The organism is Rhodococcus mengyinensis (assembly GCF_048381435.1).
In the GTDB taxonomy this organism is placed as follows: domain Bacteria; phylum Actinomycetota; class Actinomycetes; order Mycobacteriales; family Mycobacteriaceae; genus Rhodococcus_F; species Rhodococcus_F opacus_D.
The window spans coordinates 1-24,742 of record NZ_JBLWIT010000141.1; the positions used below are offsets into that span (position 1 = coordinate 1).

The window sequence follows — 24,742 nt, forward strand, 5'->3', positions numbered from 1 at the left end:
ATGTTCACCTTGACCGATGACGAGCGGGCGATCAGCGACACTGCCCGCGACTTCGCGGCCGAGCATCTCGCGCCGCACGCCGTGGAATGGGATCAGGCCAAGCATTTCCCGGTGGACGTCCTGCGTAAGGCGGCGTCGTTGGGGATGGGTGGGATCTACATCCGCGAGGACGTGGGTGGATCCGAGCTCACTCGTGTCGATGCCGCCCGCATCTTCGAGCAGCTCGCGAAGGGGTGCCCGTCGATCGCCGCCTACATTTCCATCCACAACATGGTCACGTGGATGATCGACAGGTTCGGCACCGACGAGCAGCGCCGCGCGTGGGTGCCGGGGTTGTGTTCGATGGATCAGCTGGGCAGTTACTGCCTGACCGAGCCGGGTGCCGGTTCGGATGCGGCGGCGCTGAGTACCCGGGCGGTCCGCGACGGCGACGACTACGTCCTGAACGGGGTCAAGCAGTTCATCTCCGGTGCCGGCACCTCGGATGTGTACGTGGTGATGGCCCGCACCGGGGAGGGCGGGCCGCGGGGGATTTCGGCGTTCATCGTCCCCAAGGGGTCGCCGGGTCTGTCCTTCGGGCCGAACGAGGTGAAGATGGGCTGGAACGCCCAGCCCACCCGTCAGGTGATCTTCGAGGACGTGCGGGTGCCGGCGGCGAATCTGCTCGGTTCCGAGGGCGGTGGCTTCCGGATCGCGATGGCCGGCCTCAACGGTGGCCGGCTCAACATCGCGGCGTGCTCGGTGGGCGGCGCGCAGACCGCGTTGGAGCGGGCCGTCGCCTACCTGACGGACCGGAAGGCGTTCGGTTCGCCGCTGATCGACTCGCAGGCGCTGCAGTTTCAGCTCGCCGACATGCGCACCGAACTGGAGGCGGCCCGCACCCTGCTGTGGCGGGCGGCGGCCGCGCTCGAGGACGGCGCTCCCGATGTCGTCGAACTGTGTGCGATGGCCAAACGCTTCGCCACCGACACCGGTTTCGAGGTGGCCAACAAGGCGCTGCAACTGCACGGCGGTTACGGCTATCTTGCCGAGTACGGAATCGAGAAGATCGTCCGGGACCTGCGGGTCCATCAGATCCTCGAGGGCAGCAACGAGATCATGCGGGTGGTCATCGCCCGGAGCGTCGTCGGAAATAGTGGAACGGCAGGGTGACCTACGTGAATTCTGAATCTGAGGTAATTGTCGAGAAGCGGGACGGGCTGGGCCGGATCGTGCTCAATCGGCCCAGGGCGATCAACGCCCTCAATCATGCGATGGTGCGGCAGATCGCGGCGGCCTTGGCCGGGTGGTCCGGCGACGACGAGGTGCGTGCGGTGGTGATCACCGGTGCGGGTGAGCGGGGCCTGTGCGCCGGCGGCGACATCGTGTCGATCTACCACGACGCCAAGGACGGGGGCACCGGTTCGCGGGAGTTCTGGCGCGAGGAGTACATCCTCAACGCGGCCATCGCGGGGTACGGCAAGCCGTATGTGGCGATCATGGACGGCATCGTGATGGGCGGTGGGGTCGGGGTGTCGGCGCACGGCAGCGTGCGGATCGTCACCGAGCGGTCGATGATCGGGATGCCCGAGACCGGGATCGGTTTCGTCCCCGATGTCGGGGGCACCTACCTGCTCGCCCGCGCCCCGGGCGAGTTGGGCACCCACATCGCCCTGACCACCGCCCGGCTCAGTGCCGGCGACGCGATCGCGTGCGGGTTCGCCGACCACTTCATCCCGTCGGAGAAGATCGAGCAGTTCCTCGACGCGCTGTCGACCGCGTCGGTTCAGGACGCGCTCGCACAGTTCACCGAACCGGCTCCGGTCTCGGAGTTGCTGGCGCAGCAGGGCTGGATCGACGCCGCGTACTCGGCGAACAGTGTCGCCGACATCGTCGCCCGGCTGCGCGGCAGTGGGGTGCCCGAGGCGGAGAAGGCGGCCGAGCAGGTGCGCTCGAAGTCGCCGACCGCGTGCGCGGTCACCCTGACATCGCTGCGCCGCGCACGGCAGGCCGGCAGCCTCGAGGAAGTGCTCAACGACGAGTTCCGGGTGTCCGTCGCCTGCCTGAGCTCGCCCGACCTCGTCGAGGGCATCCGGGCGCAGGTCGTGGACAAGGACCGCAACCCGCAGTGGTCGCCCGCCACGATCGAGGAGGTCGACCCAGCGCAGGTCGACGCGTTCTTCGCCCCACTCGGCGACCTCGAACTCGGCCTGACGGCCCCGCAGCGCCAGCACTGACCACCAGCCACACGCGTCCAGGAGGGACTGCTATGAGCACTACCGTCGGATTTCTGGGACTCGGTCACATGGGTGGTCCCATGGCGGCCAACCTCGTCAAGGCGGGGCACACGGTGGTCGGCTTCGACCTCGCGCCCGCCGCACTCGAACAGGCAGTGAAAGACGGTGTCACCGTCGCTGATTCGGCCGTCGAGGCCGTGCGCGAGGTGGACGTCGTGATCACGATGCTGCCGAGCGGCAAGCACGTTCTCGGGCTCTACGCGGAGATCCTGCCCGCCGCGAAGCCGGGCACCCTGTTCATCGATTCGTCCACCATCGACGTCGCGGACGCCCGGGCGGCGCACGACGAGGCGGTCGAGGCGGGCCACCGTTCGGTGGACGCACCCGTCTCCGGCGGCGTCGTCGGCGCCACCGCGGGAACGCTCGCGTTCATGGTCGGCGGCACGGCGGACGACTTCGAGTCCGCGAAGCCGCTGCTGGACGTGATGGGCAAGAAGGTCGTCCACTGCGGAGATCCGGGCAACGGTCAGGCCGCGAAGATCTGCAACAACATGATTCTGGGCGTGTCGATGATCGCCATCAGTGAGGCGTTCGTCCTCGGCGAGAAGCTGGGTCTGAGCAACCAGGCCCTGTTCGACGTCGCGTCCAACGCGTCGGGTCAGTGCTGGGCGCTCACCACCAACTGTCCTGTGCCCGGACCGGTTCCGACGAGCCCGGCCAACAACGACTACCAGCCGGGCTTCGCGGCCGCGCTGATGGACAAGGACCTCGGTCTCGCCGCGAACGCGCTGAAGACCAACGGCGTCGAGGCCGACCTCGGGCTGCGGGCCGCCGAGCTGTACAGCCGGTTCCACGCCGCCGGTGGTGGTGGCCAGGACTTCTCGGCCATCATCAACGACATCCGCGACCGTTCTACCAAGGGAGACCAGTGACCGACTTCGAGACCATCCTGCTCGAACGCAAGGGCCGGGTGGGGATCATCACCCTCAACCGTCCGAAAGCGCTCAACGCACTGAACTCCGAGCTGATGCGCGAGGTCGTGTCGGCGGTGGAGGAGTTGGAGAAGGATTCGGAGATCGGTGCCATTCTGATCACCGGTTCCGATCGGGCCTTCGCGGCGGGCGCCGACATCAAGGAGATGCAGCCCAAGTCGTACATGGACGTCTACCTGGACGACTTCTTCGCCGCATGGGATCGGCTCGCCGCGGCCCGCAAGCCGACGATCGCTGCGGTTGCCGGTTACGCACTCGGCGGCGGATGCGAGCTGGCGATGCTCTGCGACATCCTGATCGCCGCCGACACCGCGAAGTTCGGTCAGCCGGAGATCAAGCTCGGTGTCATCCCGGGCATCGGCGGTTCGCAGCGGCTGACGCGCGCGGTGGGTAAGGCCAAGGCCATGGAACTGTGCCTGACCGGCCGGAACATGGACGCCGAGGAGGCCGAACGTGCCGGGCTGGTGTCGCGGATCGTCCCTGCCGCGGAGCTGCTCGACGAGGCGCTGCAGACGGCGACCACCATCGCCGAGATGTCGCTTCCGGTCGCGATGATGGCGAAGGAAGCCGTCAACCGCTCGTTCGAGACCACCCTCACCGAGGGCGTCCGGTTCGAACGTCGGGTCTTCCATTCGACGTTCGCCACCGAGGATCAGAAGGAAGGCATGGCAGCGTTCGTCGAGAAGCGTGCGCCCGTGTTCAAACACCGCTAGAAACCCTGAAAACGACTGTCGCCCCGCACCGGGATCCGGTGCGGGGCGACAGTCGTCTCACCACTTGGTGGGGGCGTCTCCGGTGTCGAAATCGCCTGCCTCGCGGCGCAGTTCGGCGAGGATCGTGACCAGTTGTTCCAGCTTGTCGCCGGATACCCCGGGACTCGAGAACACCTGGGCGTTGAGTCGCTCGGTGGACTCGACGGCCAGTTTCCTTCCCGCGTCGGTGATTTCGATCAGGGTCGCCCGGCGATCGCTAGGGTGCGGGACACGCCGCACGAGGTTCGCCGTTTCGAGCCGGTCGACGGCGTTGGTGACGCTGGTGGGGTGAACCTGAAGGCGCGCGCTGGCCTTCGCCATCGGGAGTGCGCCCGTGCGCGTGAACGTCAGCAGTGTCAGCAGTTCGTACCGGGCGAACGTGAGCCCCGACGGCTTGAGCACCTCTTCCACCCGGGCCATCATGATCTGCTGTGCCCGCATCACCGAGGTCACCGCGGCCATGCCGTCGGCGACATCACCCCAGCCGTGCTTCGTCCACTGCCGGTGGGCCTCTTCGATGGGGTCGAGATGAAGTGGTGACGGTGGTGGCATGCGTCGATCATCCCATGACGGGTGATGGGCCGCGAAAATCTGCCGAACGTGTCGTCAGTGCGCTTCCGCCTTCGCGGCGGCCGCCAACGCCACGAGTCCGAGTCCCGCGCACGCCGTCATCGTGACCGCGAGTGCGACGCCAGTGTTGCCGAGCACGCCGACCAGGGGAGCGATCAGCGCGCCGACACCGAACTGCAGGGCGCCGAGCAGCGCGGCCGCCGTACCGGCCGCCTCCCCGTGCCGGCCGAGAGCCAGTGCCGGGGCGTTGGGCAGGACGAAGCCGACACCGGCGAGGAGGAACCACAGCGGAACGACGAACCCGACGAGCCCGCCGAACTCGAAGTGGGCGGTGGTGACCAGCGCCAGCCCGGCCACCGTCGCGAAGGCGAGGGCCGACACCGTGATCTGCAGCGGTGACCACCGTGCGAGGGCGCGGACGTTGAGTTGCGAGGCGCCGATCAGAGCGATCGCGCCGGAGCTGAACAGCAGCGCGAACTGCTGCTCGTCCAGGCCGTACTGGTCCTGGAACACGAACGACGCACCGGAGACGTACGAGAACAACGATCCCATCGCCACACTCGACACGAGGGCGAGCACCATGAACGCGCGGTCACCCAGCAGGCTCTTGTAGGTGCCCAGCACGGCGCGCAGATTGCTCTTGCGCCGCCGTTCCGGCGGCAGCGTCTCCGTCAGACCCCACACACCGATCAATGCTGTCAGCATGCCGATCACGGCGAGGACGACGAAGATCCCGCGCCAGTCGACGGCGATGAGGAGCGCCCCGCCGATACTCGGGGCGAGAACGGGTGCGACGCCGAGCACGAGCATCAGCCGCGACATCACGACGGCCACGGTGTTCCCCGAGAACAGGTCGCGGACGACGGCGAGCGCGACCACCGCTGCGGCGGCGGCCCCTATGCCCTGGAAGACGCGGAGCACACCCAGCACGGCCACGGTCGGCGCGAAGACCGCGAGCACGGACGCGACGACGTGGACACCGATACCGGCGATCAGGGGACGCCTGCGCCCGAGGCTGTCCGCGAGCGGTCCGACGATCAACTGCCCCAGCGCGAGGCCGAGCAGGGTGCCGGTGATGGTCAGCTGGACCGCGGACGAGGACGCGCCGAGGTCGGTTCCGATGTCCGGAAGCGCGGGCAGGTACATGTCGATGGTGAAGGGGCCGAGGGCCACCATCGCGCCGAGTACCAGGATCACCCGAAGGCTGGGACGGGTGGTTGTCCGGTCGGCGGTCGGGGCGGCGCGTTCTTCGGTATCGGTCACGAAGCAACACAGCAACGAGGGCACGTGGTTTGTTCCCGCCCCGGCGTGTCGGTTTCAGAATCACCGTGAGCGCAACCCTCGCGCCCGGGGCACCGGCCGGGCACAGTAATCATCGATGCGGGTGTGACTGAGTGGTTGAGGTACCGGCCTGCAAAGCCGTTCACACGGGTTCGAATCCCGTCACTCGCTCGGGTGAGAACCGGCAGGTGATGCACCTGCCGGTTCTCTTTCGCGTGGTCACACGTCTTCGAGGCGAATGCCCTTGGTCTCCTTCATGAACAGGCACGCGACGCCGGTGAGCACGGCCAGCACCATGATGTAGACGCCGAACACCCAGCCGAGGTCGAGTCCGAGGAGAAGCTGGTTCAGGTACGGGGCGGTGCCACCGAACACCGCTACGGAGAACGAGTACGCGAATCCGATCGCCTGGGTGCGTAGTCGCGTCGGGAAGCTCTCCGACAGCGTGGAGGACAGAATCGACGCCGGGACCGCGACGATCAGCAGGGCGGCGGTGGTGGCGACGAGCAGGGTCCACCCATCGGACGTGATCATCATCGTCAGCGGCAACTGCAGGACGAACATCAGAACCGCGAAGGCCCCCAGCATGGGCCGTCGGCCGATCTTGTCGGAGAGCAACCCGAGGAACGGCAGCGAGACCAGAGCGATCAGCTGAGCGATCACCAGCATCCAGTACGCGGTGTCGGGATTCATGCCCTGCTGCGTGATCGCGTACGTAGAGATGTACGACGTCCACGTGTAGTGCGCGGCCGTGATGCCCGAGGTCATCCCGATCATCAGGAGGATCGCCCGGACGACGGTGCGGCGGGGGATGCTCGGCTGATCGTCATCCTTCTGCGCAGCATCGAAGACGTCGCTCTCGTCCATGCTGCGGCGCAGGTACAGGGCGAACAGTGCCAGGAGCGCGCCGATGAGGAAGGGGATACGCCAACCCCATTGACCGACAGCGGTGTCGGACAGGGAGGAGGTGACGACGCCGCCGACGGTGTAGGCCAGCACCGAACCGCCGAAGATCGCGATGAACGCGACGCTGCCCCACATGCCGCGCCGGTGCGGAGGTGCGATCTCACCGACGTAGGAATACGCGGTCGCGGACTCGCCGCCGTGCGCGAAGCCCTGCATGACGCGCGCGGTGAGCAGGATCAGCGACGCCCACGCGCCGATCGTCGAGTAGGTGGGCATCACCCCGATGATCAGGCTGCCGGTGGCCATCATCAGCATGGTCGTGACGAGGACGAACTTGCGTCCGCGCTTGTCGGCGATCCGGCCGAAGATGATCCCGCCGAGCGGGCGCATCAGGAACCCGACCGCGAACACGGCGAGCGTGGACAGCAGGGCCGAGACCGGGTCCGAGTTGCTGAACATCGCCGCCGCGATGAACGGGGCGAACACCGCGTACGCGCTCCACTCGTACCACTCGAGGACGTTGCCGACGGAGCTGGCGAGGAGCGATTTCTTGCGGGAGGCGAGGGTGGTGCCGGAATGGGTGTCAGGCTGCGCCTGGCGAGTGAGGTCGACGTTCACGTGCAGTCACTTTCGTCGGGGTCGCGGAGTCGAGATGTCGAGGGGAGGAGCCGTCAACGCAGGTCGCTGCGACGGATCTTGCCTGTCTGGGTCTTCGGGAGGTCGGTGATGATGTGCACCAGCCGCGGCCGCTTGTACGCGGCGAGCCGGTCGCGGGCGAACGCGACGAGTTCGTCCTCGGTGGCGGTCGCGCCCTTGCGGAGCGAGACGTAGGCCACCACCGATTCGCCCTGGTAGTCGTCGGGTTGCCCGACGACGGCGGCCTCGTGCACGGCCGGGTGTTCGTAGAGGGTGTCCTCGACCTCACGGGGCCACACCTTGTACCCGGACACGTTGATCTGATCCTTGAGCCGGTCGACGAGATACACCCACCCCGCCTCGTCGATGATCGCGACGTCCCCGGTGCGCAACCGTCCGCCGGGCAGTGTGTCCCGGGAGGCGTCCGGGTTGCGCCAGTAGCCCGAAACAACCTGCGGTCCGGCGATTTCCAGTTCGCCCGCGGTGTGGGGCGGAACAGGGTCACCATTCGGGTCGACGGCGCGGATGTCCACCCGGGGCAGCGGGAGACCGATGGACAGTGAGCCACTCGACGGGTCGACCGGCGCCCGCAGGCCGGGTGGCACCGCAATCACTCCGGCCGTCGTCTCGGTCATCCCGTACGCGTTGTGGATGTACTTGCCGAATCGGGCTTCGAACTTCTCCACGGTGGCAGGCGGGATGGGCGCGCCGCCCGAGTAGAGGGTCTTGACCGAGGCGAAGTGGTCCGCGCTCACCCCCGGAACCTCGGACAGCGCGTTGAACACGGTGATCGAGCCGATCGTGTACGTCACCCGGTGCTCCACGAGCGTCTCCAGTGCGACGGCCGCGTTGAACCTGTTCGAGAAGACGAGCAGGCAGTCCCGGACGAGGGCGACACCCGCATTGAGCACGGCGCCGGTGATGTGGAACAGGGGAGCGACGGCGAACACGACGTCACCGTCGACGACGCCGGCGCACTCACCGAAGTCGAGTGCGGTGGCCAGCACGTTCGCGTGGGAGTTGAGCGCGCCCTTCGGTGGGCCGGTGGTCCCGGAGGTGTAGGTGAGCAGCGCGAGGTCGTCTCCGCCGAGTTCGACCAGGGGAGGCCGCCTGCCGCGAAAGCGCGCGAGGAGTTCGACGAGGTCGCCGTCGGCCGCCGGCGTGGCGCGCGTGGTGGACTCGAACACCCGCGGATCGTTGCGGGTCTGGAAATCGAGGGCGCTGGTGCTGATCGAGAATCGCACGCTGCTGCCTCGCAGGGTCTCCGCCGTGGCCGCGGCGCTCACGTCTTCGCAGAGGATGCCGATCGGCTCCGCATCGTCGACGAGGCGGCGGAGTTCGTTTCCGCGGTACATCGGATTGAGCACCAGCGCTGCTGCGCCGACCTTCCACAGCGCCAGCAGAGCGAGGACGTACTGCGGCACATTCTGCAGGTAGATGCCCACCCGGTCACCGCGCCCGACGCCCCACTCGCTCAGCGCGACGGCGAGGGCGTCCGACAGGTCGTCGACCTCACGGGCAGTGAGGACACCATCGAAATAGGCCACGGCCGGGTGATCGGGATACGCCTGCACGCGCGCCTGCCACGCGTCGAGCGTGGTCGCCACGGGTGGCTCCTGGATTCCGTCGTTGATGAACGTCGACGACACCGCATGTCCTTTCTCCGGCTCGGTCCGAACGGGATGTCCGAATTCGAGCGGCCGACCGATCACTCGCTCGGTCGGTGTGGGCAAGTGTTGTGTGTCACATGAGGTGTGTCAAGTCGGGGCCCCGCCCGCCGCCCGAGGAAGCCGGGGTTGCCGTGACGACCTCGGTGACGGTTGCCACTCATATTTCCGTCTGGCAATATGAGGCTATGAGCGCCTACGCCGCCCTGGCCGAGCCGCACCGCAGACAGATTCTCGACCTGCTGCGTGAGGGTGAGCGGCCCGCCGGAGAACTGGTGGAGCGCATCGCGCTCAGTCAGCCCGGCGTGTCCAAGCACCTCAAGGTACTGCGCGAGGCCGGGCTCGTCGTGGTGCGCGTGGACGGCAAGCAACGTCTGTACGCGCTGCGCCCAGAACCCCTCGCCGAGGTCGACCAGTGGCTGGAGCCGTACCGCGCGTACTGGTCGAGGCGCCTCGACGCCCTCGAACGACACCTGGAGGAGAACCCATGACCGACGGAACCCTGGAGACGATCGACGGCCGCCCGGCGCTGCGCTTCGAGCGCACGCTCGCCCACTCGATCGAACGCGTGTGGCGGGCGGTCAGCGTGCCGGCAGAGCTCGAGCGCTGGTTTCCCGCCGCCGCCGAGTGGACACCGGCGACAGGGGAGACCTTCGAGGCCTACGGCGCGACCGGCGAGGTGACCGAGGTCGATGAACCCCATCGGCTGGCGTGGACCTTCGGCGGTGAGCGGTACAGCTTCGATCTGACCGCTGAGGGCGACGGATGCCGGCTGATCTTCATCCATGTCTTCGGTGACCGTGCGATCGCAGCGCAGACCGCGGCCGGCTGGGAGACCTACCTGTCGCGGCTCAAGCCTCATCTCGCAGGCGGGTACCTCTCCGAGGCGGAGGCGCACGGGTCGTGGGATCGGTGGGAGGAACTTCACGAGCGCTACGCCGAGCGCTTCGGCGTCGACCCGACGCCGGGACGGAAATTCCTGGAGGCGCAGCGCGCCGGCCAATGACATCCGGTAGACCCTCTGCCGAAACGGCGCTCGTCCAGCAGTTCCAGCCCGCACCGGACGCGCTCCGGGAGAGACCGGGTGCCGCCTCCCGCAACGACGGGAACGACGAACACCTGGTACGCGTCGACCAACCCGGCCGCGAAGGCGTGGGAGGCGAGCCCGGGGTTGCTGTCCGGGTGTGATCCGGATCAGCGTGTCACGTCCAGTGCGTCGACGTCGACGCCTGCCGCCGGAAGCAGGTGATAGAAAGCGCGTTCGCAGAGATCGATCATGTCCGTGCGGTCCATGGTCGGCTCGTCGAGCCACGACAGCACGATCTCCTCCATGAACGCCTGCCAGCCCGAAATCGCGGCCTCGAGCGCGGGTGTCGTCGGCACCCCGAGCTCGGCCAGCGACGCGCCTATCCAGCGGGTGAACGTGCGCCGCATGCCGCGGTAGATCTTCCGCATCCGCTCGTCACCGCTACCGGCCATCCGCATGACCGCCAGGTAGATGGTGGGGTGCTCGATCACCGCGTCCGCGAACGTTTCGACGCCGGCTCGGAGCTGCCCGGACACGGGGAGCGTCGCGTCGGGTGTCATCCGGCGTTGCAATTCGGAGGCCGAGGCCTCGAGGACGGCGTTGCGAAAACCCTGCTTGTTCTTGAAGTAGTGGAACAGCAGGGGCGGGGAGACACCCGCCTCGGCCGCCACCTGGTCCATCGACAGGTCGTCGAACGGCACCGTCTCGAGAAGCCGGACGGCCACGTCGAGGATCTGCGCGCGCCGATCTTCGGGAGAGCGGGGTGCGGCGGCCACCCCTGCACTCTATTGAGGAACCCTCGCGCCGTCCATTGACTTTTACTCAACGGGATACGTAACCTCGGGTTACACATACCGAGTGTGAGGAGCGCAACAATGTCGGATTTCGATGTCGTCGTCAATGGTGGGCTGTGGTTCGACGGAACCGGATCCGCGCCCCGGCGGCGCAATCTCGGCATCCGCGACGGTGTCGTCGTCCGCGCATCGATCCGACCCCTGCCCGTCGGGCCCGACACCGAGATCATCGATGCGGCAGGCAAATGGGTGGTCCCCGGATTCGTCGACGTGCACACTCACTACGACGCGGAGGTGCTCGTCAGCCCCGGGCTGCCGGAGTCGGTGCGACACGGCGTGACCACCGTCGTCCTCGGAAACTGCTCCCTGTCCACCGTGTATTCGACGCCGCGTGAATGCGCCGACCTGTTCAGCCGGGTCGAGGCCGTGCCACACGACTCCGTGCTCAGGATCCTGGACGAGAACAAGATCTGGCAGAGCCCGGCGGAGTACGTCGAGGCACTGGAATCGCTGCCGCTCGGCCCCAATGTCGCCGGTTTCATCGGGCACTCCGACATCCGCACCCACGTGCTCGGCCTCGGCCGGGGCACCGACAAGCGGACCACGCCGAGCACCCGCGAACTCGAGCGGATGGGCGCGATGCTCACCGAGGCCGTCGACGCCGGCTTCCTCGGCCTGTCCTCGATGACGAATGCGCTCGACAAGATCGACGGCGACGAATACCGTTCGCGCTCATTGCCGTCCACGTATGCGCGGTGGAAGGAGTTCCGCTTCCTCAACCGCATCCTGCGCGAGCGAGGCAAGATCCTGCAGAGCGCGCCGACGATCAACCTGCACCCCAACATCGCGGGATTCTTCGCGGAAAGTTCGGGTCTGGGACGACGCAAGCCCCTCAAGACATCGCTGCTGTCGGCCGCGGACTCGAAGGCCTACCCGCCGATCGTGTACTTCATGCTCGCCGCGGCGCCCCTGCTGAACCGCTTCGCCAAGACCGACTTCAAGTGGCAGCACCTTCCGGTGCCGTTCACCGTCTACGCGGACGGCATCGACCTCGTGGTGTTCGAGGAGTTCGGCGCCGGCGCGGCGGCACTGCATCTGAAGGACCAGGTGGAGCGAAACGCCCTGCTGCAGGACGAGTCCTACCGACGCCGGTTCCGCAAGGACTACGACAACAAGTTCAGCCCCCGCATCTGGCACCGCAATTTCTACGACGCGGTGATCGTCGGGTGCCCCGACGAGGCGCTGATCGGCAAGACGTTCGGCGCGGTGGGCGACCTGCGTGGTGTCCACCCGGTCGACGCCTACCTCGATCTCGTCGTGAAGTACGGCACCGATCTGCGGTGGCGGACCACCATCGCCAACCATCGTCCCAAGTTCGCGAAGAAGCTCGCGGCCAGTTCCGGCGTGCAGATGGGATTCGGCGACGCGGGTGCGCACCTGCGCAACATGGCGTTCTACAACTATCCGATCCGGTTGCTGAAGAAGGTCAAGGACGCGCAATCCGACCGCAAACCGTTCCTGTCCGTCGAGCGTGCCGTCCACCGGCTGACGGGCGAGCTGGCCGACTGGTACGGCATCGATGCCGGCCACCTGCGCGAAGGGGACCGCGCCGACCTCGTCGTCATCGATCCGGCGGGTCTCGACGCGACGGTGGACGGATTGTTCGAGGCCGAGGTCCCCGAGTACGGCGGTCTGCGCCGGATGGTGAACCGCAGTGACGGCGCGGCGGTCGCGACGGTGATCAACGGCAGGCTCGTCTACCGCGACGGGGAGTTCACCGGCGGGTTCGGCGTCACCAAAACGGGACGGTTCCTCCGCGCCGGTGCGTCGGCCGCCGACCGCAGCGAGCGTGAGCCGGCCGTCCGATGAGCGGCACGGAACGGATCGGCACGTTCACCCGGGACGGGCTCGTGTTCGACGTTCGCGACGAGGGTCCGATCGACGGCACGCCGGTGGTGCTGTTACATGGATTTCCGCAGGACTCGCGGTCGTGGGACGAACTGGCGCCGCTGCTGCACCGGCGGGGATTTCGCACCCTGGCGCCGGACCAGCGCGGCTATTCGGCCGGGGCCCGGCCCCGCGCCCGCTGGGCGTACCGCACCGCGGAACTGGTCGCGGACGTCGTCGCGCTCATCGACCAGGCGGGCCTCGGGCCGGCGCATGTCGTCGGGCACGACTGGGGCGCGGCGGTGGCCTGGGGAATCGCGGCGGAACGGCCCGACCGGGTTCGCACGCTCACGGCGCTGTCGGTGCCGCATCCGGCGGCGTTCGTGCGGGCGATGCTCACCAGTCGCCAGATCCTGAAGTCCTGGTACATGTTCGCGTTCCAGCTGCCGTGGATTCCGGAGCGGCTGATCACCCCGGACGGTTACGGCTACCGGGCACTGCTCGCCAGCGGCCAGTCTGCGGACGGGGCGAAGCGCGACCTGGAGCCCATGCGCGACCGGACGCGGGCCCGGGGCGCCCTGAACTGGTATCGGGCCATGCCGTTCACCGCACCCCGTTCGGCCTCCCGGAAGGTCCGGGTGCCCACGCTCTTCGTGTGGAGCGACGGCGACACGGCGATCGGGCCGGTAGGTCCCGAGCTGACCGCACGCTTCGTCGACGGCCCGTACACCTACGAGGTGTTCCGCGGCGTGAGCCATTGGATTCCGGACGAGGCGGCCGAGCGCGTCGACGAACTACTCGGCAACCACCTGCTCGATGAGTCGTGACGCCGATCGGTCCGTCCGCGCCCCGTCGCCGGGCGGTACTGATCGGCTGTCCGCTGTCGGTGAACGCCGCTCCGTCCGGGTGCGTCGTCTGGAAGACTCCGACGGTATGGAAGCTCAGCGCAGACTGACGCTGGTGACAGCCGCTCCCGAGCAATCACGGGAGGAGCCGCTGGTGCGTGAGCTGTACGGGCGAGTGCTCCGCGAGGCCCGCCGGGACCAGGATCGGAGCCTCGAGGACGTCGCCGCCGCCGTCGGCATGTCGAAGCAGTACCTCTCCGAGATCGAACGCGGGAAGAAGGAGCCGTCGTCGGAAATGCTGCGCGCGGTGTGCGGCGCGCTCGGTCTGCCGGTGGAACACCTGCTGTTCCGGTCCGGGCGCCGGCTCGGCGCGGCGAACCGGAACCCGGCGACCAGGAGCGTGAACCGGCAGGTGCCCACGCTGCTCGCCGCGTAGCGTCCTCGTCAGGCCGCGACGAGCGTGTCGGCCAGGCCGTACTCGATGGCCTCCTCGGCTGTGAAGATGCGGTCCCGGTCGGTGTCCCGCCGCAGGCGTTCGACGGTCTGACCGGTGTGTTTGCTCAGGATCGCCTCGGTCTGCGAACGGACCCGCATGATCTCCGCGGCCTGGAGCGCCAGGTCGGAGATCGTGCCGTTGCCCTGTGTCGACGGCTGGTGCAGCAGCGTCCGGGAATGGGCCAGGACGTGGCGGTGTCCCTTGGTTCCCGCCGCCAGGAGCACGGCAGCGGCGGACGCGGCCTGACCCATGCAGTACGTGGCGATGGTCGGTCGGAGGAACTGCATCGTGTCGTAGATCGCGAGCATCGCGGTCGTGGAGCCGCCGGGCGAATTGATGTACAGACCGATCTCCTGATCGGAACTGTCCGCCTGGAGGTGGAGTAGCTGTGCCATCACGACATTGGCGACTCCGTCGTCGATCTCGGTGCCCAGGAAGACGATCCGCTCGTTCAGCAGTCGGCTGAAGATGTCGAACGACCGCTCGCCTGCCGGGGTGCGCTCGATGACGTGGGGAATGGTGTATTGGGACATGGCTTCACAATCCAATTCTCGGGGCGGTGGTGTGCGGGGCGATCTCGGCGAACGAGGACACGACGCGGTCGACGATCCCGTAGTCGCGGGCTTCGTCGGCGGTGAACCACCGGTCCCGGTCGCTGTCCTCGGCGATCTGCTCGACCGGATGCCCCGTCTCGGCGGCGAGGATCTCCTGCGACTGTCGTTTCATCCGTTCGAGGCTCTCGGCCTGGATGGCGATGTCGACGGCGGTGCCGCCGATGCCGGCCGAGGGCTGGTGCATCATGATGCGGCTGTGCGCCAGACTGATCCGTTTGCCGTGGGTGCCCGAGCACAGCAGTACCTGGCCCATGCTGGCGGCGAAACCCATGGCGACGGTCACCACGTCGTTGGGAACGAGCTTCATCGTGTCGTAGATGGCCAGGCCGGCGAAGACGGAGCCGCCCGGGGAATTGATGTACAGCACGATGTCGCGTTTGGGGTCGGCGGCCGCGAGCAGCACCAGTTCGGAGCAGGCCCGCTCGGCCATGGCGTCGTCCACCTCGCCGGTGAGGAGGATCGTGCGCTGACGAAACAGTCTGTCCGCCAACAGGTCGCGGTAGTTCAGGTCGGGTAGTGCGGCTGTGGTCATGCCTCCATTACTACCGCCGCGCCGGTGCCGGACCGGCACTTGTCTGCTGTGGGCAGACGACCCGTGCCGGGGAGGTTCCGAACCCCCGGCGACGGCGGGGCGCCCAGCCCGGGAAGTGACGCAGATCGCATACGCGGCGACACTCCGGTGTCGACCGCGGTGAACTGGGCGTTCGTGATTCGAGGTGACCGCGAGGAGTCCGAGGGGTGAACGACTCGCCACGGGCAGGTGAACGTCGGAAACAGACCGCTCGGCCAGTGGAATTGCCCGCGCGCGAAGGCGAAATCGCTGGTTAGGGTGCCCTCATGCACGTTCTGTTCATCTGCAGCGGGAACGTCTGCCGCTCGCCGGTCGCAGAGCGGCTGACGCACGCGTACGCGCTTGCCCACGGTCTGCCGCACCTCACCGCGGAGAGCGCCGGTGTCCGCGCCCTCGTGGGCTTTCCGATCGAACCCGTCGCCGCCCGCGTCATCGAAGGCCTCGGCGCGAGCGCCGACGGATTCCGGGCGCGCCGCCTGCGGCCCGAGATGATCAAACGCGCCGACCTCGTCCTCGCGATGACCGAGCAGATCCGGGACCGTTCGATGGAACTGCTCCTCGGGACGAGCCACTGCACGTTCACGCTTCGCGAGGCCCGCCGGATCGCCACCGACACCGGTGCCCGCACCGTCGCCGAACTCGCCATCGCGCGAAGGGAGTACGGCCCCATCGACGACGCGAACATCAGCGACCCCGTCGGCCTCGGCGAGGCGGCGTTCACACAGGTGGGAGATCGGATCGCCGCCGAACTGATGCCGCTGCTCGACGCACTCGACCTCGGCAGCGGCACGAAGATGCGGGAACCCGAACCCGAACCCGAACTCGAGCCCGAACCGCTGCCGTCCCCGGTCGTTGACCTGCCGCTGTCGCCCAGGCCGTTGATCGCGGCGCGGGCGGCGTCGTCGATCCTCGACTATCCCGTCAGCTGGTCGCGCTGAACTGATAGTTGGCGAATCTCTCGTCCACCTGCTCGGCCGTCAGCCCGAATTCCTCGAGCGTGTACTTGTGGGAGGGGCGGCGGTCGCCGCTGCGACTTTCGGCGTGCATCGCCTCCATCGCCGACTGGGCCGAGGAGCTGAGATCGAGCCCGAAGTGCGTGTAGACGCCTTCGACGGTGCCGAGGGGATCGGCCACGAATTCGTGGTAGTCGACGTCGATGAACTGAGCGGGATCGTGCCGGGTGCGCGCCGCGGTGAACTGCTCGAGCCCCCGGGCCCACAGCTCGAGCTGGCTCTCACCGATGACGCTGCCCCGGAACTTCTCCGACCACCCTTCCGTCGCCTGTTCCGCCAGGCTGCACACCGACGGGACGATCGTGCGCGGCGGCCGGTGGGTCTGGATGATCAGGGCGTCCGGATAGACGGCGAGCAACTCGTCGAGCGCGAACAGGTGGCTGGGGTTCTTCAGCACCCAGCGGCGGTCCCGGTCGGGAAGCCCGATCAGCTGCAGGTTCTTCTTGTGCCGTTGATAGGCGTTGGTCCAGTCCTGGCCTTCCAGCCAGCGGGAGTACGTCGGGAGAGACGCCAGGCACTCGTAGGAGATCGACTTGAACGTCTGCCGCAGCAGCTGCCAGCACTCCTCGACCTCGCTCGCCGACATGTAGTGCACGCCCATGAATTCGGGGCGTTCGATGTGGTGACGGCTGAAGCCCTCCTCGATCTTCTGGAACACGGGATTCGATTCCCAGGTCTCGCGCGGCGGCCGGGGCTGGGGCATCTCGGTCAGCCACATCTCCAGGCCCTGATGCGACGGGTCCGCGGTGAGCAGCCGGTGCAGCGCCGTCGTTCCCGTGCGGGGGAGCCCGGTGACGAAGATCGGCCGCTCGATCCGCACGTCCGCGTGCTCGGGGTGCTGCTTCCACGCCGCCTCGCTCAGCAGCCGCGCCACCAGGGCGCCGCGGAGGAACACCCGCGACACCTTGCTTCCGAGCGGGGTCAGTTGCTCGTCGACGTGGTAGGAGTCCAGCAGGACTCCGAGGGCCTCGGTGTAGTCGTCCACGCCGAAGTCGGTGAGGCCGGTCAGGCGGGTGGCCGAGGCGTGAAGGTCCTCGACCGTCCCGACGGTGGTGCGCTCGCTCATGATGCTCCGGTTCTCGTCGCTAGTGATGGAATTCGCCGCAGTTGACGTCGAGGCACTGGCCGGTCACGGCGCTCGCCAGCGGTGAGGCCAGGAAGATCACGGCGTCGGCCACTTCCTCGGTGGTGGGGAGCCTCTTCAGGTCGGTGTTCGCGGCGGTGTGTTCGTAGATCTGCTCGACGGTCGTCCCGTACTTCTCGGCCTGGTGCGTGAAGTACTGCTTCAGCGTGTCACCCCAGATGTAGCCGGGAGCAACGGAATTGACGCGGATTCCTTGTGGTCCTAGTTCCGTGGCGAGCGACTGCGACGTCGCGAGCAGGGCGGATTTGGCCATCTTGTAGCTGCCGTACCGTTCCTGGGAGTGCCGGAGCACCATCGAGTTGATGTTCACCACCGCTCCGTTCGCGTCGGCGAGTGCGGGGGTGAACAGCTGGGTCAGCCGCAGCGCCCCGAGCACGGTCAGCTCGAAACTGCTGCGGATGTGGTCGAATTCCGTGCGGGCCAGCGGTTTCATCGACGGAACCGAGAACGCGTTGTTGATCAGCACGTCGACTTTGCCGTACGCGTCGACGGCCGCGGACACCAGATTCTCGGCAGACGCCTGATCCGTGATGTCGGTCGGGACGGTCACCGCGCGGCGGCCGACGGCGATGATCTCCTTGGCCACCTCGTCGAGACGCGATGCGGTGCGGGCGGCCAGCACCACGTCCGCGCCGGCGTCGGCGCAGCGGACGGCGAGGGTGCGGCCCAGCGCCGGTCCGACGCCGGAGATGACGACCACCCTGTCCTGCAGGAGTTGCGGAGTAGTCATGGCGCTCACCCCAGCATCCGGTCCGCGACCGCGGCCTGGCGTGCGGCGATGCGTGCGGCGAAGTCCTCGGGCGAGATCTTGTTGGAGTCGTAGTACGGCAGCGCCCGATGGATCTCGTCGAACTTCACGACTTCGATGCGGGGCCCGTCGTCCGGGGTCAGTTCGCGGGAGACGCGTTGCCAGCGGAACTGCAAGTACCCGCGGAGGTGCCCGACGGTGGCGATCCAGTTGGCCACGCCAGGATTGCGCTCGCTGACGACGAGACGGATGTGGTCGTCCGGATCCACCTGCGACTGGGCGACGTTCAGCGAGGTCTGGTGATTGACGTAGTCGAGGGAGATGTACCACATGCTGCCCAGCTGAAAACCCTGGTAGGGCACATCGGCTTTCGGGACGGTGATGACGATCGCCTCGTCGTCGGCGAGTTCGTAGTGCCCGACGGACGAGTACTGCGTGGCGAGGCCGCCCGGCGTCAGCCGCGGTTCGGTCATCGTGTTCACCGGCAGGTTCAGGTAGAACCACTCCGGGAACTGCAGCCACGTCTTGACTCGGGAGACGAGCGCTCTGCCCGCGCGGGCGTAACGCTTCTCGACGGCTTCCCGGGTGAGCGGCCCCGGAGCCGTACCCGTCGTATCCGCCCTGGCGATGCGGATGGTGCCGCGCTGCTGGCTCCAGTCGCTGTACACCTCCCGGACCACCAGTTGCGACGAACCCGGCGCGAGGGTGAAGTAGTTGCGCCTGCCTGCGCTCTCGTCGGGGCCGAATCGCACCTCGAACGAGCCGTCGGGGGCGATGTCGATCTCCCGGTCGTCGAACGCGGTGACGCTGCCGGGAACGTGTGCGGCCGTGTAGTTTCCGCTCAGCACCTGGAAGCTCAGGTCCGCCGTGGTGCCGCGCCGCCCGGTGACCACGTATTCGACGTCGTCGTTGATCCGCGCGCCGAAGTACAGCGTGTCGGGGTTGTCGAGGCCCATCTTCATGTACGGGCCGGTGCCCGAGATGAACGTCGGGTGCGACCGTTCGGTGGCCCAGGCCGCGTGTGTCGTGGCGAGAATGCCGCCGGCGAGGTACTGGTAGCCCTCCAGTAGATCCTGTTCGGTGCGGATGTGGGGGGCGCTCTCGATCAGTTTCTCGGCCTCGGCCATGGCGTCGGCGAATGGGTCGGTCAGCACACCGTGCTCCTCACGATGGGGATGGTACAAATATGTACCTGCGTGGTAGAACGTTGATGAACCGACAATAGAACGTGTTCTAAGGAGTGGTCAATGGGGCACGACGACGAGGCGCCCGACCGGGTGCAGGGCCGACGGTCGCCGCCCACCGAGCGTGTGGTGCAGGTGCTCGACTTTCTGGTGGCGCGCAAGGAGCACCGCTTCGGTTTGTCGGAGCTGGCCCGGCAACTCGACATCAGCAAGCCCACCTGCCTGGGAATCCTCACCGAACTGGCCCGCGGCGGCTATCTCGTCCGGGATCCCGCGACGAAGACGTACGGCCTCGGGCCCGCCCTCATCGCGGCCGGCCGCGCGGCGCAGCAAGGATTCGCGGCCGGGCCGGTGGCACGCAGGCACCTCGCCGTGCTCAGCGAGGAATTCCGGACGACGTGCACGGCGTCGGCGGTGGTCGGCGACCGCATTGCCGTCCTGGAGCTGACGAGTCCGCCGGGTGTGCGGGCCGCCGCCAAGGTCGGGGAGATGTACCCGTTCGCGCCGCCCGTCGGCCTGATGTACGTGCTATGGGACGGCGACGACGCGCTGCAGTCGTGGTTGCGGCGGGAGCCGACCCTGCCGGTGCGCCTCGACCGCGACCGGTTGCGCACGGTGGTGGACGAGTGCTCCCGGACCGGGTATCTCGTGGAGACGCTCACTCCGGTCGGCCAGCGCCTGCACACGCTCATGGCCGGCGTCGCCGCGCACGACCTGCCGCCGGAGTTGCGCGACGTGCTCGGCGAGATGGTGTCCAGCCTGGGGGAGCGGGTGTACCTGGACGCCGAACACGCGGACCCCGCCGCGCCGCACCCCGTCAGCCTCATCGCCGCGCCGACATACGACGCCGAGGGTCATCAGGCCATGGTTCTGACGCTCTATGTGGGCGCCGAACTCGCGCCGTCCGACATCGCGCGGCGGGGCAAGGCTCTCGCTGCGGCCGCGGACGCGATCACCGCGGAGGTGGGCGGCCGCCGGCCGCGGTGACACAGGGGCATTGACCACAATCTGAAACACGTTCTATTCTCGGAGGTGCAATCATTTTCGACCGAGCTGGTCCAAATATGGACCAGTGACCGGTAAGGCACTCGCGACGAGGAGTCGCCCATGACCGCACCGCCCGTGTACGAGTTGTCCCACCTCGGCGCACTCGAAGCCGAAGCCGTGCACATCTTCCGAGAAGTGGCCGCCACGTTCGAGCGTCCGGTTCTGCTGTTTTCCGGCGGCAAGGACTCGGTGGTCATGCTCCACGTGGCCGCCAAGGCGTTCTGGCCGGCACCTCTCCCGTTCGCCGTCATGCACGTCGACACCGGCCACAACTTCGACGAGGTCATCGAATTCCGCGACCGGACCGTCCACCACCTCGACCTGCGGATGGTGGTGTCCAGCGTGCAGGACGACATCGACGCAGGCCGCGTCAGCGAGGAGACGGGTCCGCGGGCCAGCCGCAACCGGCTCCAGACCACGACGCTGCTGCGCGGGATCCGGGACAACGGTTTCGACGCCGTCTTCGGCGGCGCCCGCCGCGACGAGGAGAAGGCCCGCGCGAAGGAACGGGTGTTCAGCTTCCGCGACGAATTCGGGCAGTGGGATCCGCGGGCGCAACGCCCCGAGTTGTGGAGCCTCTACAACGGCAGGCACCGCAAGGGGGAGCACATCCGGGTGTTCCCGCTGTCGAACTGGACCGAACTCGACATCTGGCAGTACATCAGCGAGGAGAAGATCGAACTGCCGCCCCTGTACTACGCGCACCGCAGGGAGGTCGTGCCGCGCGACGGAATGCTGTTGGCGCACACCCGGTTCCTGACCCTGCTCCCCGGTGACGAGCCGTACGAGGCCCTCGTCCGATTCCGGACCGTCGGCGACGCCACGTGCACGGGTTGCGTCGAGTCGTCGGCAACCACCGCCGAGGCCGTGGTCACCGAGGTCGCCGCGAGCAGGCTGACCGAGCGCGGGGCCACCCGGGCCGACGACCGGATCTCCGAGGCCGGCATGGAAGACCGCAAGAAGGAAGGGTACTTCTGATGCCGCAGCTACTCCGGGTCGCGACCGCGGGCAGCGTCGACGACGGCAAGTCCACCCTGATCGGCCGGCTGCTGTACGACTCGAAGGCGATCTTCGAGGATCAACTCGAGGCGGTCGAACGCACCAGCCGCGAACGGGGCGACGAGCACGCCGACCTGGCACTGCTCACCGACGGTCTGCGCGCCGAACGCGAACAGGGCATCACCATCGACGTCGCGCACCGCTACTTCGCCACACCGCACCGCAAGTTCATCATCGCGGACACGCCGGGACACGAGCAGTACACCCGGAACATGGTGACCGGCGCGTCCACCGCCGACTTGGCCCTCATCCTCGTCGACGCCCGCAAGGGGATTCTCGAGCAGACGCGCCGCCACGCGTTCATCGCCAGCCTCCTCGGCATTCCCCACCTCGTGCTGTGCGTCAACAAGATGGATCTCGTCGGGTGGTCCGAGGACCGGTTCGAGGAGATCAAGGAGGAGTTCCGGCAGTTCGCGATCAAACTCGAGGTCCACGACCTCACGTTCATCCCGGTGTCGGCACTGCGCGGCGACAACATCGCGCAACGCACCGGCAACATGCCCTGGTACGAGGGCGCGTCGCTGCTGCACTACCTCGAGCAGGTCCACGTGGCATCCGACCGCAACCTCATCGACGCGCGGTTCCCGGTGCAGTACGTGGTCCGGCCGCAGCGCCGGACCGATTCCGCACTGCACGATTTCCGTGGGTACGCGGGCACGGTCGCCAGCGGCGTGTTCAAGCCGGGCGACGAGGTGGTGGTACTGCCGTCCGGATTCACCTCCACCGTCAGCGCCATCTGGGGTCCCGGCGGAACCCGCCTCGACGAGGCGTTCGCACCGTCGGCGGTGTGCGTGCAGCTCGCCGACCAGCTGGACGTGAGCCGCGGAGACGTGCTGTGCCGCCCCAACAACCGTCCGCTCGTCGGGCAGGAACTCGACGCGATGGTCTGCTGGTTCAGCGAACAGTCCTCGCTGACGCCGGACGCGCGGTACACGCTGCTGCACACCACCCGCGCCACCAGGGCGTCCGTCGTGCGGCTCGACTACCGCCTCGACGTGAACACCCTGCACCGCGACGAGTCCGCACAGTCGCTCTCGCTCAACGAGATCGGCCGTATCCAGTTGAGGACGTCGCAGCCGCTGATGTTCGACCCGTACCGCCGCAACCACGTGACGGGCAGTTTCATCCTCGTCGACGAGTCGACCCACAACACCGTCGCCGCCGGCATGATCACCGGGCCGACGCTGTCGCGTTCGAAGGTGGTGTGGCACGCCGCGGCCGTCTCGCGGGACGAGCGGGCGACGCGGGGTCGCACGGTGTGGCTGACGGGACTGTCGGCGTCGGGAAAGTCGACGGTCGCGGTGGAACTCGAGCGACGCCTCGTCGCGGCCGGGGTGCCCGCCTACCGGCTGGACGGAGACAACCTGCGTCACGGTCTCAACGCCGACCTCGGTTTCAGTGCCGAGGACCGCGCCGAGAACGTGCGCCGCGTCGGCGCCGTGGCACAACTGCTCGCCGACTCCGGGGTGGTCGCGATCGCGTCGCTGATCAGCCCGTACCGCGCCGACCGGGACCGCGTCCGGGAGCAGCACCGGGCTGCCGGCCTCGACTTCGTCGAGGTGTTCGTCGACACGCCGGTGGAGCAGTGCGAGGCGCGGGACCCGAAGGGCATGTACGCGAAAGCCCGCGCGGGGGAGATCACCGGATTCACCGGGGTCGACGACCCGTACGAGGCCCCGGAGAACGCCGAACTCGTCCTCCGGCCCGGGGACGGCACGCCGACCGAACAAGCCGAGAGAATTATGGAATTGTTGAGACGTGATCACTGACGCACGACTCGCGGCCGACATCGCCTCCGGTGCCGGTGCCCTGCTGCTGGACATCCGCACCGCGGGACTCGGATCGGCGGACGGTCGTGAACTGGGCAGGCGCGGCGACGTCGCCGCCGACGCGTTCATTCTCGGCAAGCTCTCCGCGGAGCGACCCGACGACGCGATCCTCTCCGAGGAGTCGGCCGACGACCGGTCGCGCCTGGAGAGTTCCCGGGTGTGGATCATCGACCCGCTCGACGGTTCCAAGGAGTACGGATTGCCCGGTCACTCGGACTGGGCGGTGCACGTCGCGCTGTGGGAACGCGGTCGGGGGATCACGGCGGCAGCGGTCGCGCAACCGGCGCTGGGCGCGGTGTATGCCAGTGACGACGACAGCCACGCGGTGCAGACCGAACAACTCCCGGCACGGCCCCGGATCGTCGTGTCCGCCAGCAGGCCGCCTGCCTTCGTCGACGCCGTCGCGACGGAGATCGGCGCCGAGGTCACCACCATGGGTTCGGCCGGAGCGAAGGCGATGGCCGTGCTCCGCGGAGACGTGGACGCCTACATCCACGCGGGCGGTCAGTGGGAATGGGACTCGGCCGCGCCCGTCGGCGTCGCCGAGGCTGCGGGCCTGCACTGCTCGCGGATCGATGGAACCCCGTTGGACTACAACGAGTCCCACCCCTATCTGCCCGACCTCCTGATCTGCCGGCCGGAGCTGGCTCGGCCGCTGCTCGCCGCGATCGCGACACATGCCACCGACACGGCCGACAGCGGCCGGGTCGCGATGGCCCGGGCGTACATCGATGCACTGGTCAGCCACGACGCCACCAAGGTGCGTCTCGCGGACAACGCCTGGCGGGTGGAGAACGGGCAGCACACGGGCGAATCGGGGGCGTTCATCCGTGACGAACTCGAGAACGGCCTGCAGTATCAGGCCATCCAGGCCGTGCGCGAACTCTCCTTCCACGAGTGGGGCGACAACGTGGTGGCCCGGTTCGTGCTCGACCTCGGGGCCACGCCCACCGAGGTGACGTCCGTCCGGATCACGGAACATTTCGACATCCCGGCCGGGGCGATCCAGTCCGTCATGGCCATCATCGAACCGTCCGCGATCGAAAGGGAGAACCGATGACCCCGGATCAACTGGTCACCCAATTCTGTGCCGAGTGGATCGAGCCCGATCCGGCGAAGATCGCGGAGTATTTCGCGGAAGACGCCGTTTACCACAATATTCCGATGGAACCCGTCATCGGGCGTGACGCGATCCGCGAGTTCGTCGCCGGCTTCATCGCGGCCTTCGGCGGAATCGACTTCCGGGTGCACCGGCAGGTCACCGACGGCGGGCAGAGTCCCAACGCAGAGGAATCGAGCGGCGTGGTGATGAACGAGCGGATCGACGTGTTCACGCTGAACGGCAACGTCGTCGAACTGCCCGTCGTCGGCGTCTTCGAGATCACCGACGGCAAGATCACCACCTGGCGCGACTACTTCGACATGGCGCCGATCCAGGCTGCTGCCGGCGGTGGATAGCGGCCC

The 24,742-nt window shown here is 67.8% G+C and carries 26 protein-coding genes and 1 tRNA gene; 17 read left to right on the plus strand and 10 right to left on the minus strand.

The window, feature by feature from the left end; translation table 11 throughout:
• The 4 genes from ACNJ7E_RS36010 to ACNJ7E_RS36025 are packed head-to-tail and all read left to right on the plus strand — an operon-like array spanning position 1 to position 3,921.
• Positions 1–1,152: an isobutyryl-CoA dehydrogenase gene (locus ACNJ7E_RS36010; RefSeq protein WP_280781155.1), complete on the plus strand. Its 1,152-nt coding sequence runs from the start codon at positions 1–3 to the stop codon at positions 1,150–1,152.
• 5 nt (positions 1,153–1,157) lie between these two features.
• Entirely contained in the window at positions 1,158–2,216 is a 1,059-nt protein-coding gene (locus ACNJ7E_RS36015; protein ID WP_418342113.1) for an enoyl-CoA hydratase/isomerase family protein, read from the plus strand.
• A complete protein-coding gene (mmsB, locus tag ACNJ7E_RS36020; protein WP_274542891.1) occupies positions 2,213–3,148 on the plus strand; it encodes a 3-hydroxyisobutyrate dehydrogenase in 936 nt (311 codons plus the stop codon). The genes ACNJ7E_RS36015 and mmsB overlap by 4 nt, the downstream gene beginning before the upstream one ends.
• Positions 3,145–3,921, plus strand: coding sequence for an enoyl-CoA hydratase (locus ACNJ7E_RS36025; protein ID WP_283353543.1), 777 nt, complete (start codon positions 3,145–3,147; stop codon positions 3,919–3,921). The genes mmsB and ACNJ7E_RS36025 overlap by 4 nt, the downstream gene beginning before the upstream one ends.
• A gap of 57 nt (positions 3,922–3,978) precedes the next feature.
• Here ACNJ7E_RS36025 and ACNJ7E_RS36030 read toward each other — a convergent pair whose 3' ends face one another.
• Entirely contained in the window at positions 3,979–4,512 is a 534-nt protein-coding gene (locus tag ACNJ7E_RS36030; protein WP_005252880.1) for a MarR family winged helix-turn-helix transcriptional regulator, read from the minus strand.
• Positions 4,513–4,566: 54 nt separating this feature from the next.
• Complete coding sequence (locus ACNJ7E_RS36035; RefSeq protein WP_283335878.1) at positions 4,567–5,817, minus strand: multidrug effflux MFS transporter; 1,251 nt, start codon at positions 5,815–5,817, stop codon at positions 4,567–4,569.
• 93 nt (positions 5,818–5,910) lie between these two features.
• On the opposite strand from ACNJ7E_RS36035, the gene ACNJ7E_RS36040 reads away from it, so the two are divergent.
• Positions 5,911–5,982 (plus strand) — tRNA-Cys (locus ACNJ7E_RS36040).
• Between the two features lie 48 nt (positions 5,983–6,030).
• Here ACNJ7E_RS36040 and ACNJ7E_RS36045 read toward each other — a convergent pair.
• Together ACNJ7E_RS36045 and ACNJ7E_RS36050 are read right to left on the minus strand one after the other, a co-directional pair.
• Positions 6,031–7,335: an MFS transporter gene (locus ACNJ7E_RS36045; RefSeq protein ID WP_283335879.1), complete on the minus strand. Its 1,305-nt coding sequence runs from the start codon at positions 7,333–7,335 to the stop codon at positions 6,031–6,033.
• A gap of 53 nt (positions 7,336–7,388) precedes the next feature.
• Positions 7,389–9,002 carry a class I adenylate-forming enzyme family protein gene (locus tag ACNJ7E_RS36050; protein WP_418342114.1) on the minus strand — a complete coding sequence of 538 codons (1,614 nt, stop codon included), beginning with the start codon at positions 9,000–9,002 and terminating at the stop codon, positions 7,389–7,391.
• Positions 9,003–9,208: 206 nt separating this feature from the next.
• Between ACNJ7E_RS36050 and ACNJ7E_RS36055 the strand changes: the two genes are divergently transcribed.
• From ACNJ7E_RS36055 to ACNJ7E_RS36065, 3 genes are read left to right on the plus strand one after another with little or no spacing between them, the layout of a single operon-like run.
• Complete coding sequence (locus ACNJ7E_RS36055; protein WP_280783645.1) at positions 9,209–9,511, plus strand: ArsR/SmtB family transcription factor; 303 nt, start codon at positions 9,209–9,211, stop codon at positions 9,509–9,511.
• The gene (locus tag ACNJ7E_RS36060) at positions 9,508–10,026 is read left to right on the plus strand and encodes an SRPBCC domain-containing protein (RefSeq protein WP_418342115.1); all 519 of its coding nucleotides are present in this window, start codon (positions 9,508–9,510) and stop codon (positions 10,024–10,026) included. Before ACNJ7E_RS36055 ends, ACNJ7E_RS36060 begins: the two co-directional genes overlap by 4 nt.
• Positions 10,023–10,208, plus strand: a complete 186-nt coding sequence (locus ACNJ7E_RS36065) for a hypothetical protein (protein ID WP_418342116.1) — start codon at positions 10,023–10,025, stop codon at positions 10,206–10,208. Before ACNJ7E_RS36060 ends, ACNJ7E_RS36065 begins: the two co-directional genes overlap by 4 nt.
• Positions 10,209–10,214: 6 nt before the next feature.
• On the opposite strand, the gene ACNJ7E_RS36070 is transcribed toward ACNJ7E_RS36065, so the two are convergent.
• The gene (locus ACNJ7E_RS36070) at positions 10,215–10,823 is read right to left on the minus strand and encodes a TetR/AcrR family transcriptional regulator (protein WP_280783643.1); all 609 of its coding nucleotides are present in this window, start codon (positions 10,821–10,823) and stop codon (positions 10,215–10,217) included.
• Between the two features lie 99 nt (positions 10,824–10,922).
• Here ACNJ7E_RS36070 and ACNJ7E_RS36075 point away from each other — a divergent pair, with 99 nt between their 5' ends.
• The 3 genes from ACNJ7E_RS36075 (at position 10,923) to ACNJ7E_RS36085 (ending at position 14,009) form a co-directional block, all read left to right on the plus strand.
• Positions 10,923–12,710: an N-acyl-D-amino-acid deacylase family protein gene (locus ACNJ7E_RS36075; RefSeq protein ID WP_418342117.1), complete on the plus strand. Its 1,788-nt coding sequence runs from the start codon at positions 10,923–10,925 to the stop codon at positions 12,708–12,710.
• On the plus strand, positions 12,707–13,555 hold the full coding sequence (locus tag ACNJ7E_RS36080) for an alpha/beta fold hydrolase (protein WP_280783641.1): 849 nt from the start codon (positions 12,707–12,709) through the stop codon (positions 13,553–13,555). Before ACNJ7E_RS36075 ends, ACNJ7E_RS36080 begins: the two co-directional genes overlap by 4 nt.
• A gap of 106 nt (positions 13,556–13,661) precedes the next feature.
• Entirely contained in the window at positions 13,662–14,009 is a 348-nt protein-coding gene (locus tag ACNJ7E_RS36085; protein WP_280783710.1) for a helix-turn-helix domain-containing protein, read from the plus strand.
• An 8-nt stretch (positions 14,010–14,017) separates the two neighbouring features.
• Here the strand turns inward: ACNJ7E_RS36085 and ACNJ7E_RS36090 are convergent, their stop codons facing one another.
• Both ACNJ7E_RS36090 and ACNJ7E_RS36095 read right to left on the minus strand, forming a co-directional pair.
• On the minus strand, positions 14,018–14,602 hold the full coding sequence (locus ACNJ7E_RS36090) for an ATP-dependent Clp protease proteolytic subunit (protein WP_005264590.1): 585 nt from the start codon (positions 14,600–14,602) through the stop codon (positions 14,018–14,020).
• 4 nt (positions 14,603–14,606) lie between these two features.
• Positions 14,607–15,215: a ClpP family protease gene (locus ACNJ7E_RS36095; protein WP_005568279.1), complete on the minus strand. Its 609-nt coding sequence runs from the start codon at positions 15,213–15,215 to the stop codon at positions 14,607–14,609.
• Between the two features lie 305 nt (positions 15,216–15,520).
• Between ACNJ7E_RS36095 and ACNJ7E_RS36100 the strand changes: the two genes are divergently transcribed.
• Positions 15,521–16,192 carry an arsenate reductase/protein-tyrosine-phosphatase family protein gene (locus ACNJ7E_RS36100; protein ID WP_418342118.1) on the plus strand — a complete coding sequence of 224 codons (672 nt, stop codon included), beginning with the start codon at positions 15,521–15,523 and terminating at the stop codon, positions 16,190–16,192.
• On the opposite strand, the gene ACNJ7E_RS36105 is transcribed toward ACNJ7E_RS36100, so the two are convergent.
• The 3 genes from ACNJ7E_RS36105 to ACNJ7E_RS36115 are packed head-to-tail and all read right to left on the minus strand — an operon-like array spanning position 16,176 to position 19,313.
• On the minus strand, positions 16,176–17,333 hold the full coding sequence (locus tag ACNJ7E_RS36105; RefSeq protein WP_283335885.1) for a sulfotransferase family protein: 1,158 nt from the start codon (positions 17,331–17,333) through the stop codon (positions 16,176–16,178). The two genes, ACNJ7E_RS36100 and ACNJ7E_RS36105, sit on opposite strands and share 17 nt — an antisense overlap.
• 19 nt (positions 17,334–17,352) lie before the next feature.
• A complete protein-coding gene (locus ACNJ7E_RS36110) occupies positions 17,353–18,141 on the minus strand; it encodes an SDR family oxidoreductase (RefSeq protein ID WP_043778525.1) in 789 nt (262 codons plus the stop codon).
• Between the two features lie 5 nt (positions 18,142–18,146).
• Entirely contained in the window at positions 18,147–19,313 is a 1,167-nt protein-coding gene (locus tag ACNJ7E_RS36115; RefSeq protein ID WP_280783637.1) for a hypothetical protein, read from the minus strand.
• 93 nt (positions 19,314–19,406) lie between these two features.
• Between ACNJ7E_RS36115 and ACNJ7E_RS36120 the strand changes: the two genes are divergently transcribed.
• From ACNJ7E_RS36120 to ACNJ7E_RS36140, 5 genes are all read left to right on the plus strand, one after another.
• Positions 19,407–20,330 (plus strand): helix-turn-helix domain-containing protein, encoded by a 924-nt coding sequence (locus tag ACNJ7E_RS36120; protein WP_280783636.1) that lies wholly within the window; start codon positions 19,407–19,409, stop codon positions 20,328–20,330.
• 120 nt (positions 20,331–20,450) lie between these two features.
• Entirely contained in the window at positions 20,451–21,368 is a 918-nt protein-coding gene (cysD, locus tag ACNJ7E_RS36125) for a sulfate adenylyltransferase subunit CysD (RefSeq protein ID WP_418342119.1), read from the plus strand.
• A complete protein-coding gene (cysC, locus tag ACNJ7E_RS36130; protein WP_418342120.1) occupies positions 21,368–23,218 on the plus strand; it encodes an adenylyl-sulfate kinase in 1,851 nt (616 codons plus the stop codon). Before cysD ends, cysC begins: the two co-directional genes overlap by 1 nt.
• Positions 23,208–24,338, plus strand: a complete 1,131-nt coding sequence (locus tag ACNJ7E_RS36135) for a 3'(2'),5'-bisphosphate nucleotidase CysQ (RefSeq protein ID WP_280783633.1) — start codon at positions 23,208–23,210, stop codon at positions 24,336–24,338. The genes cysC and ACNJ7E_RS36135 overlap by 11 nt, the downstream gene beginning before the upstream one ends.
• On the plus strand, positions 24,335–24,736 hold the full coding sequence (locus tag ACNJ7E_RS36140; RefSeq protein ID WP_005252906.1) for a nuclear transport factor 2 family protein: 402 nt from the start codon (positions 24,335–24,337) through the stop codon (positions 24,734–24,736). The genes ACNJ7E_RS36135 and ACNJ7E_RS36140 overlap by 4 nt, the downstream gene beginning before the upstream one ends.
• Positions 24,737–24,742 lie beyond the last annotated feature (6 nt).

Bases quoted from the DNA above. Each gene is read 5' to 3' on its own strand.
- ACNJ7E_RS36060 (WP_418342115.1), top strand. From the start codon at position 9,508: ATGACCGACGGAACCCTGGAGACGATCGACGGCCGCCCGGCGCTGCGC.
- ACNJ7E_RS36105 (WP_283335885.1), bottom strand. From the start codon at position 17,333: ATGAGCGAGCGCACCACCGTCGGGACGGTCGAGGACCTTCACGCCTCG.
- ACNJ7E_RS36100 (WP_418342118.1), top strand. From the start codon at position 15,521: ATGCACGTTCTGTTCATCTGCAGCGGGAACGTCTGCCGCTCGCCGGTC.
- ACNJ7E_RS36090 (WP_005264590.1), bottom strand. From the start codon at position 14,602: ATGTCCCAATACACCATTCCCCACGTCATCGAGCGCACCCCGGCAGGC.
- cysD (WP_418342119.1), top strand. From the start codon at position 20,451: ATGACCGCACCGCCCGTGTACGAGTTGTCCCACCTCGGCGCACTCGAA.
- ACNJ7E_RS36140 (WP_005252906.1), top strand. From the start codon at position 24,335: ATGACCCCGGATCAACTGGTCACCCAATTCTGTGCCGAGTGGATCGAG.
- ACNJ7E_RS36065 (WP_418342116.1), top strand. From the start codon at position 10,023: ATGACATCCGGTAGACCCTCTGCCGAAACGGCGCTCGTCCAGCAGTTC.
- ACNJ7E_RS36075 (WP_418342117.1), top strand. From the start codon at position 10,923: ATGTCGGATTTCGATGTCGTCGTCAATGGTGGGCTGTGGTTCGACGGA.
- ACNJ7E_RS36095 (WP_005568279.1), bottom strand. From the start codon at position 15,215: ATGACCACAGCCGCACTACCCGACCTGAACTACCGCGACCTGTTGGCG.
- cysC (WP_418342120.1), top strand. From the start codon at position 21,368: ATGCCGCAGCTACTCCGGGTCGCGACCGCGGGCAGCGTCGACGACGGC.
- ACNJ7E_RS36085 (WP_280783710.1), top strand. From the start codon at position 13,662: ATGGAAGCTCAGCGCAGACTGACGCTGGTGACAGCCGCTCCCGAGCAA.
- ACNJ7E_RS36080 (WP_280783641.1), top strand. From the start codon at position 12,707: ATGAGCGGCACGGAACGGATCGGCACGTTCACCCGGGACGGGCTCGTG.
- ACNJ7E_RS36030 (WP_005252880.1), bottom strand. From the start codon at position 4,512: ATGCCACCACCGTCACCACTTCATCTCGACCCCATCGAAGAGGCCCAC.
- ACNJ7E_RS36010 (WP_280781155.1), top strand. From the start codon at position 1: ATGTTCACCTTGACCGATGACGAGCGGGCGATCAGCGACACTGCCCGC.
- ACNJ7E_RS36055 (WP_280783645.1), top strand. From the start codon at position 9,209: ATGAGCGCCTACGCCGCCCTGGCCGAGCCGCACCGCAGACAGATTCTC.
- ACNJ7E_RS36110 (WP_043778525.1), bottom strand. From the start codon at position 18,141: ATGACTACTCCGCAACTCCTGCAGGACAGGGTGGTCGTCATCTCCGGC.
- ACNJ7E_RS36120 (WP_280783636.1), top strand. From the start codon at position 19,407: ATGGGGCACGACGACGAGGCGCCCGACCGGGTGCAGGGCCGACGGTCG.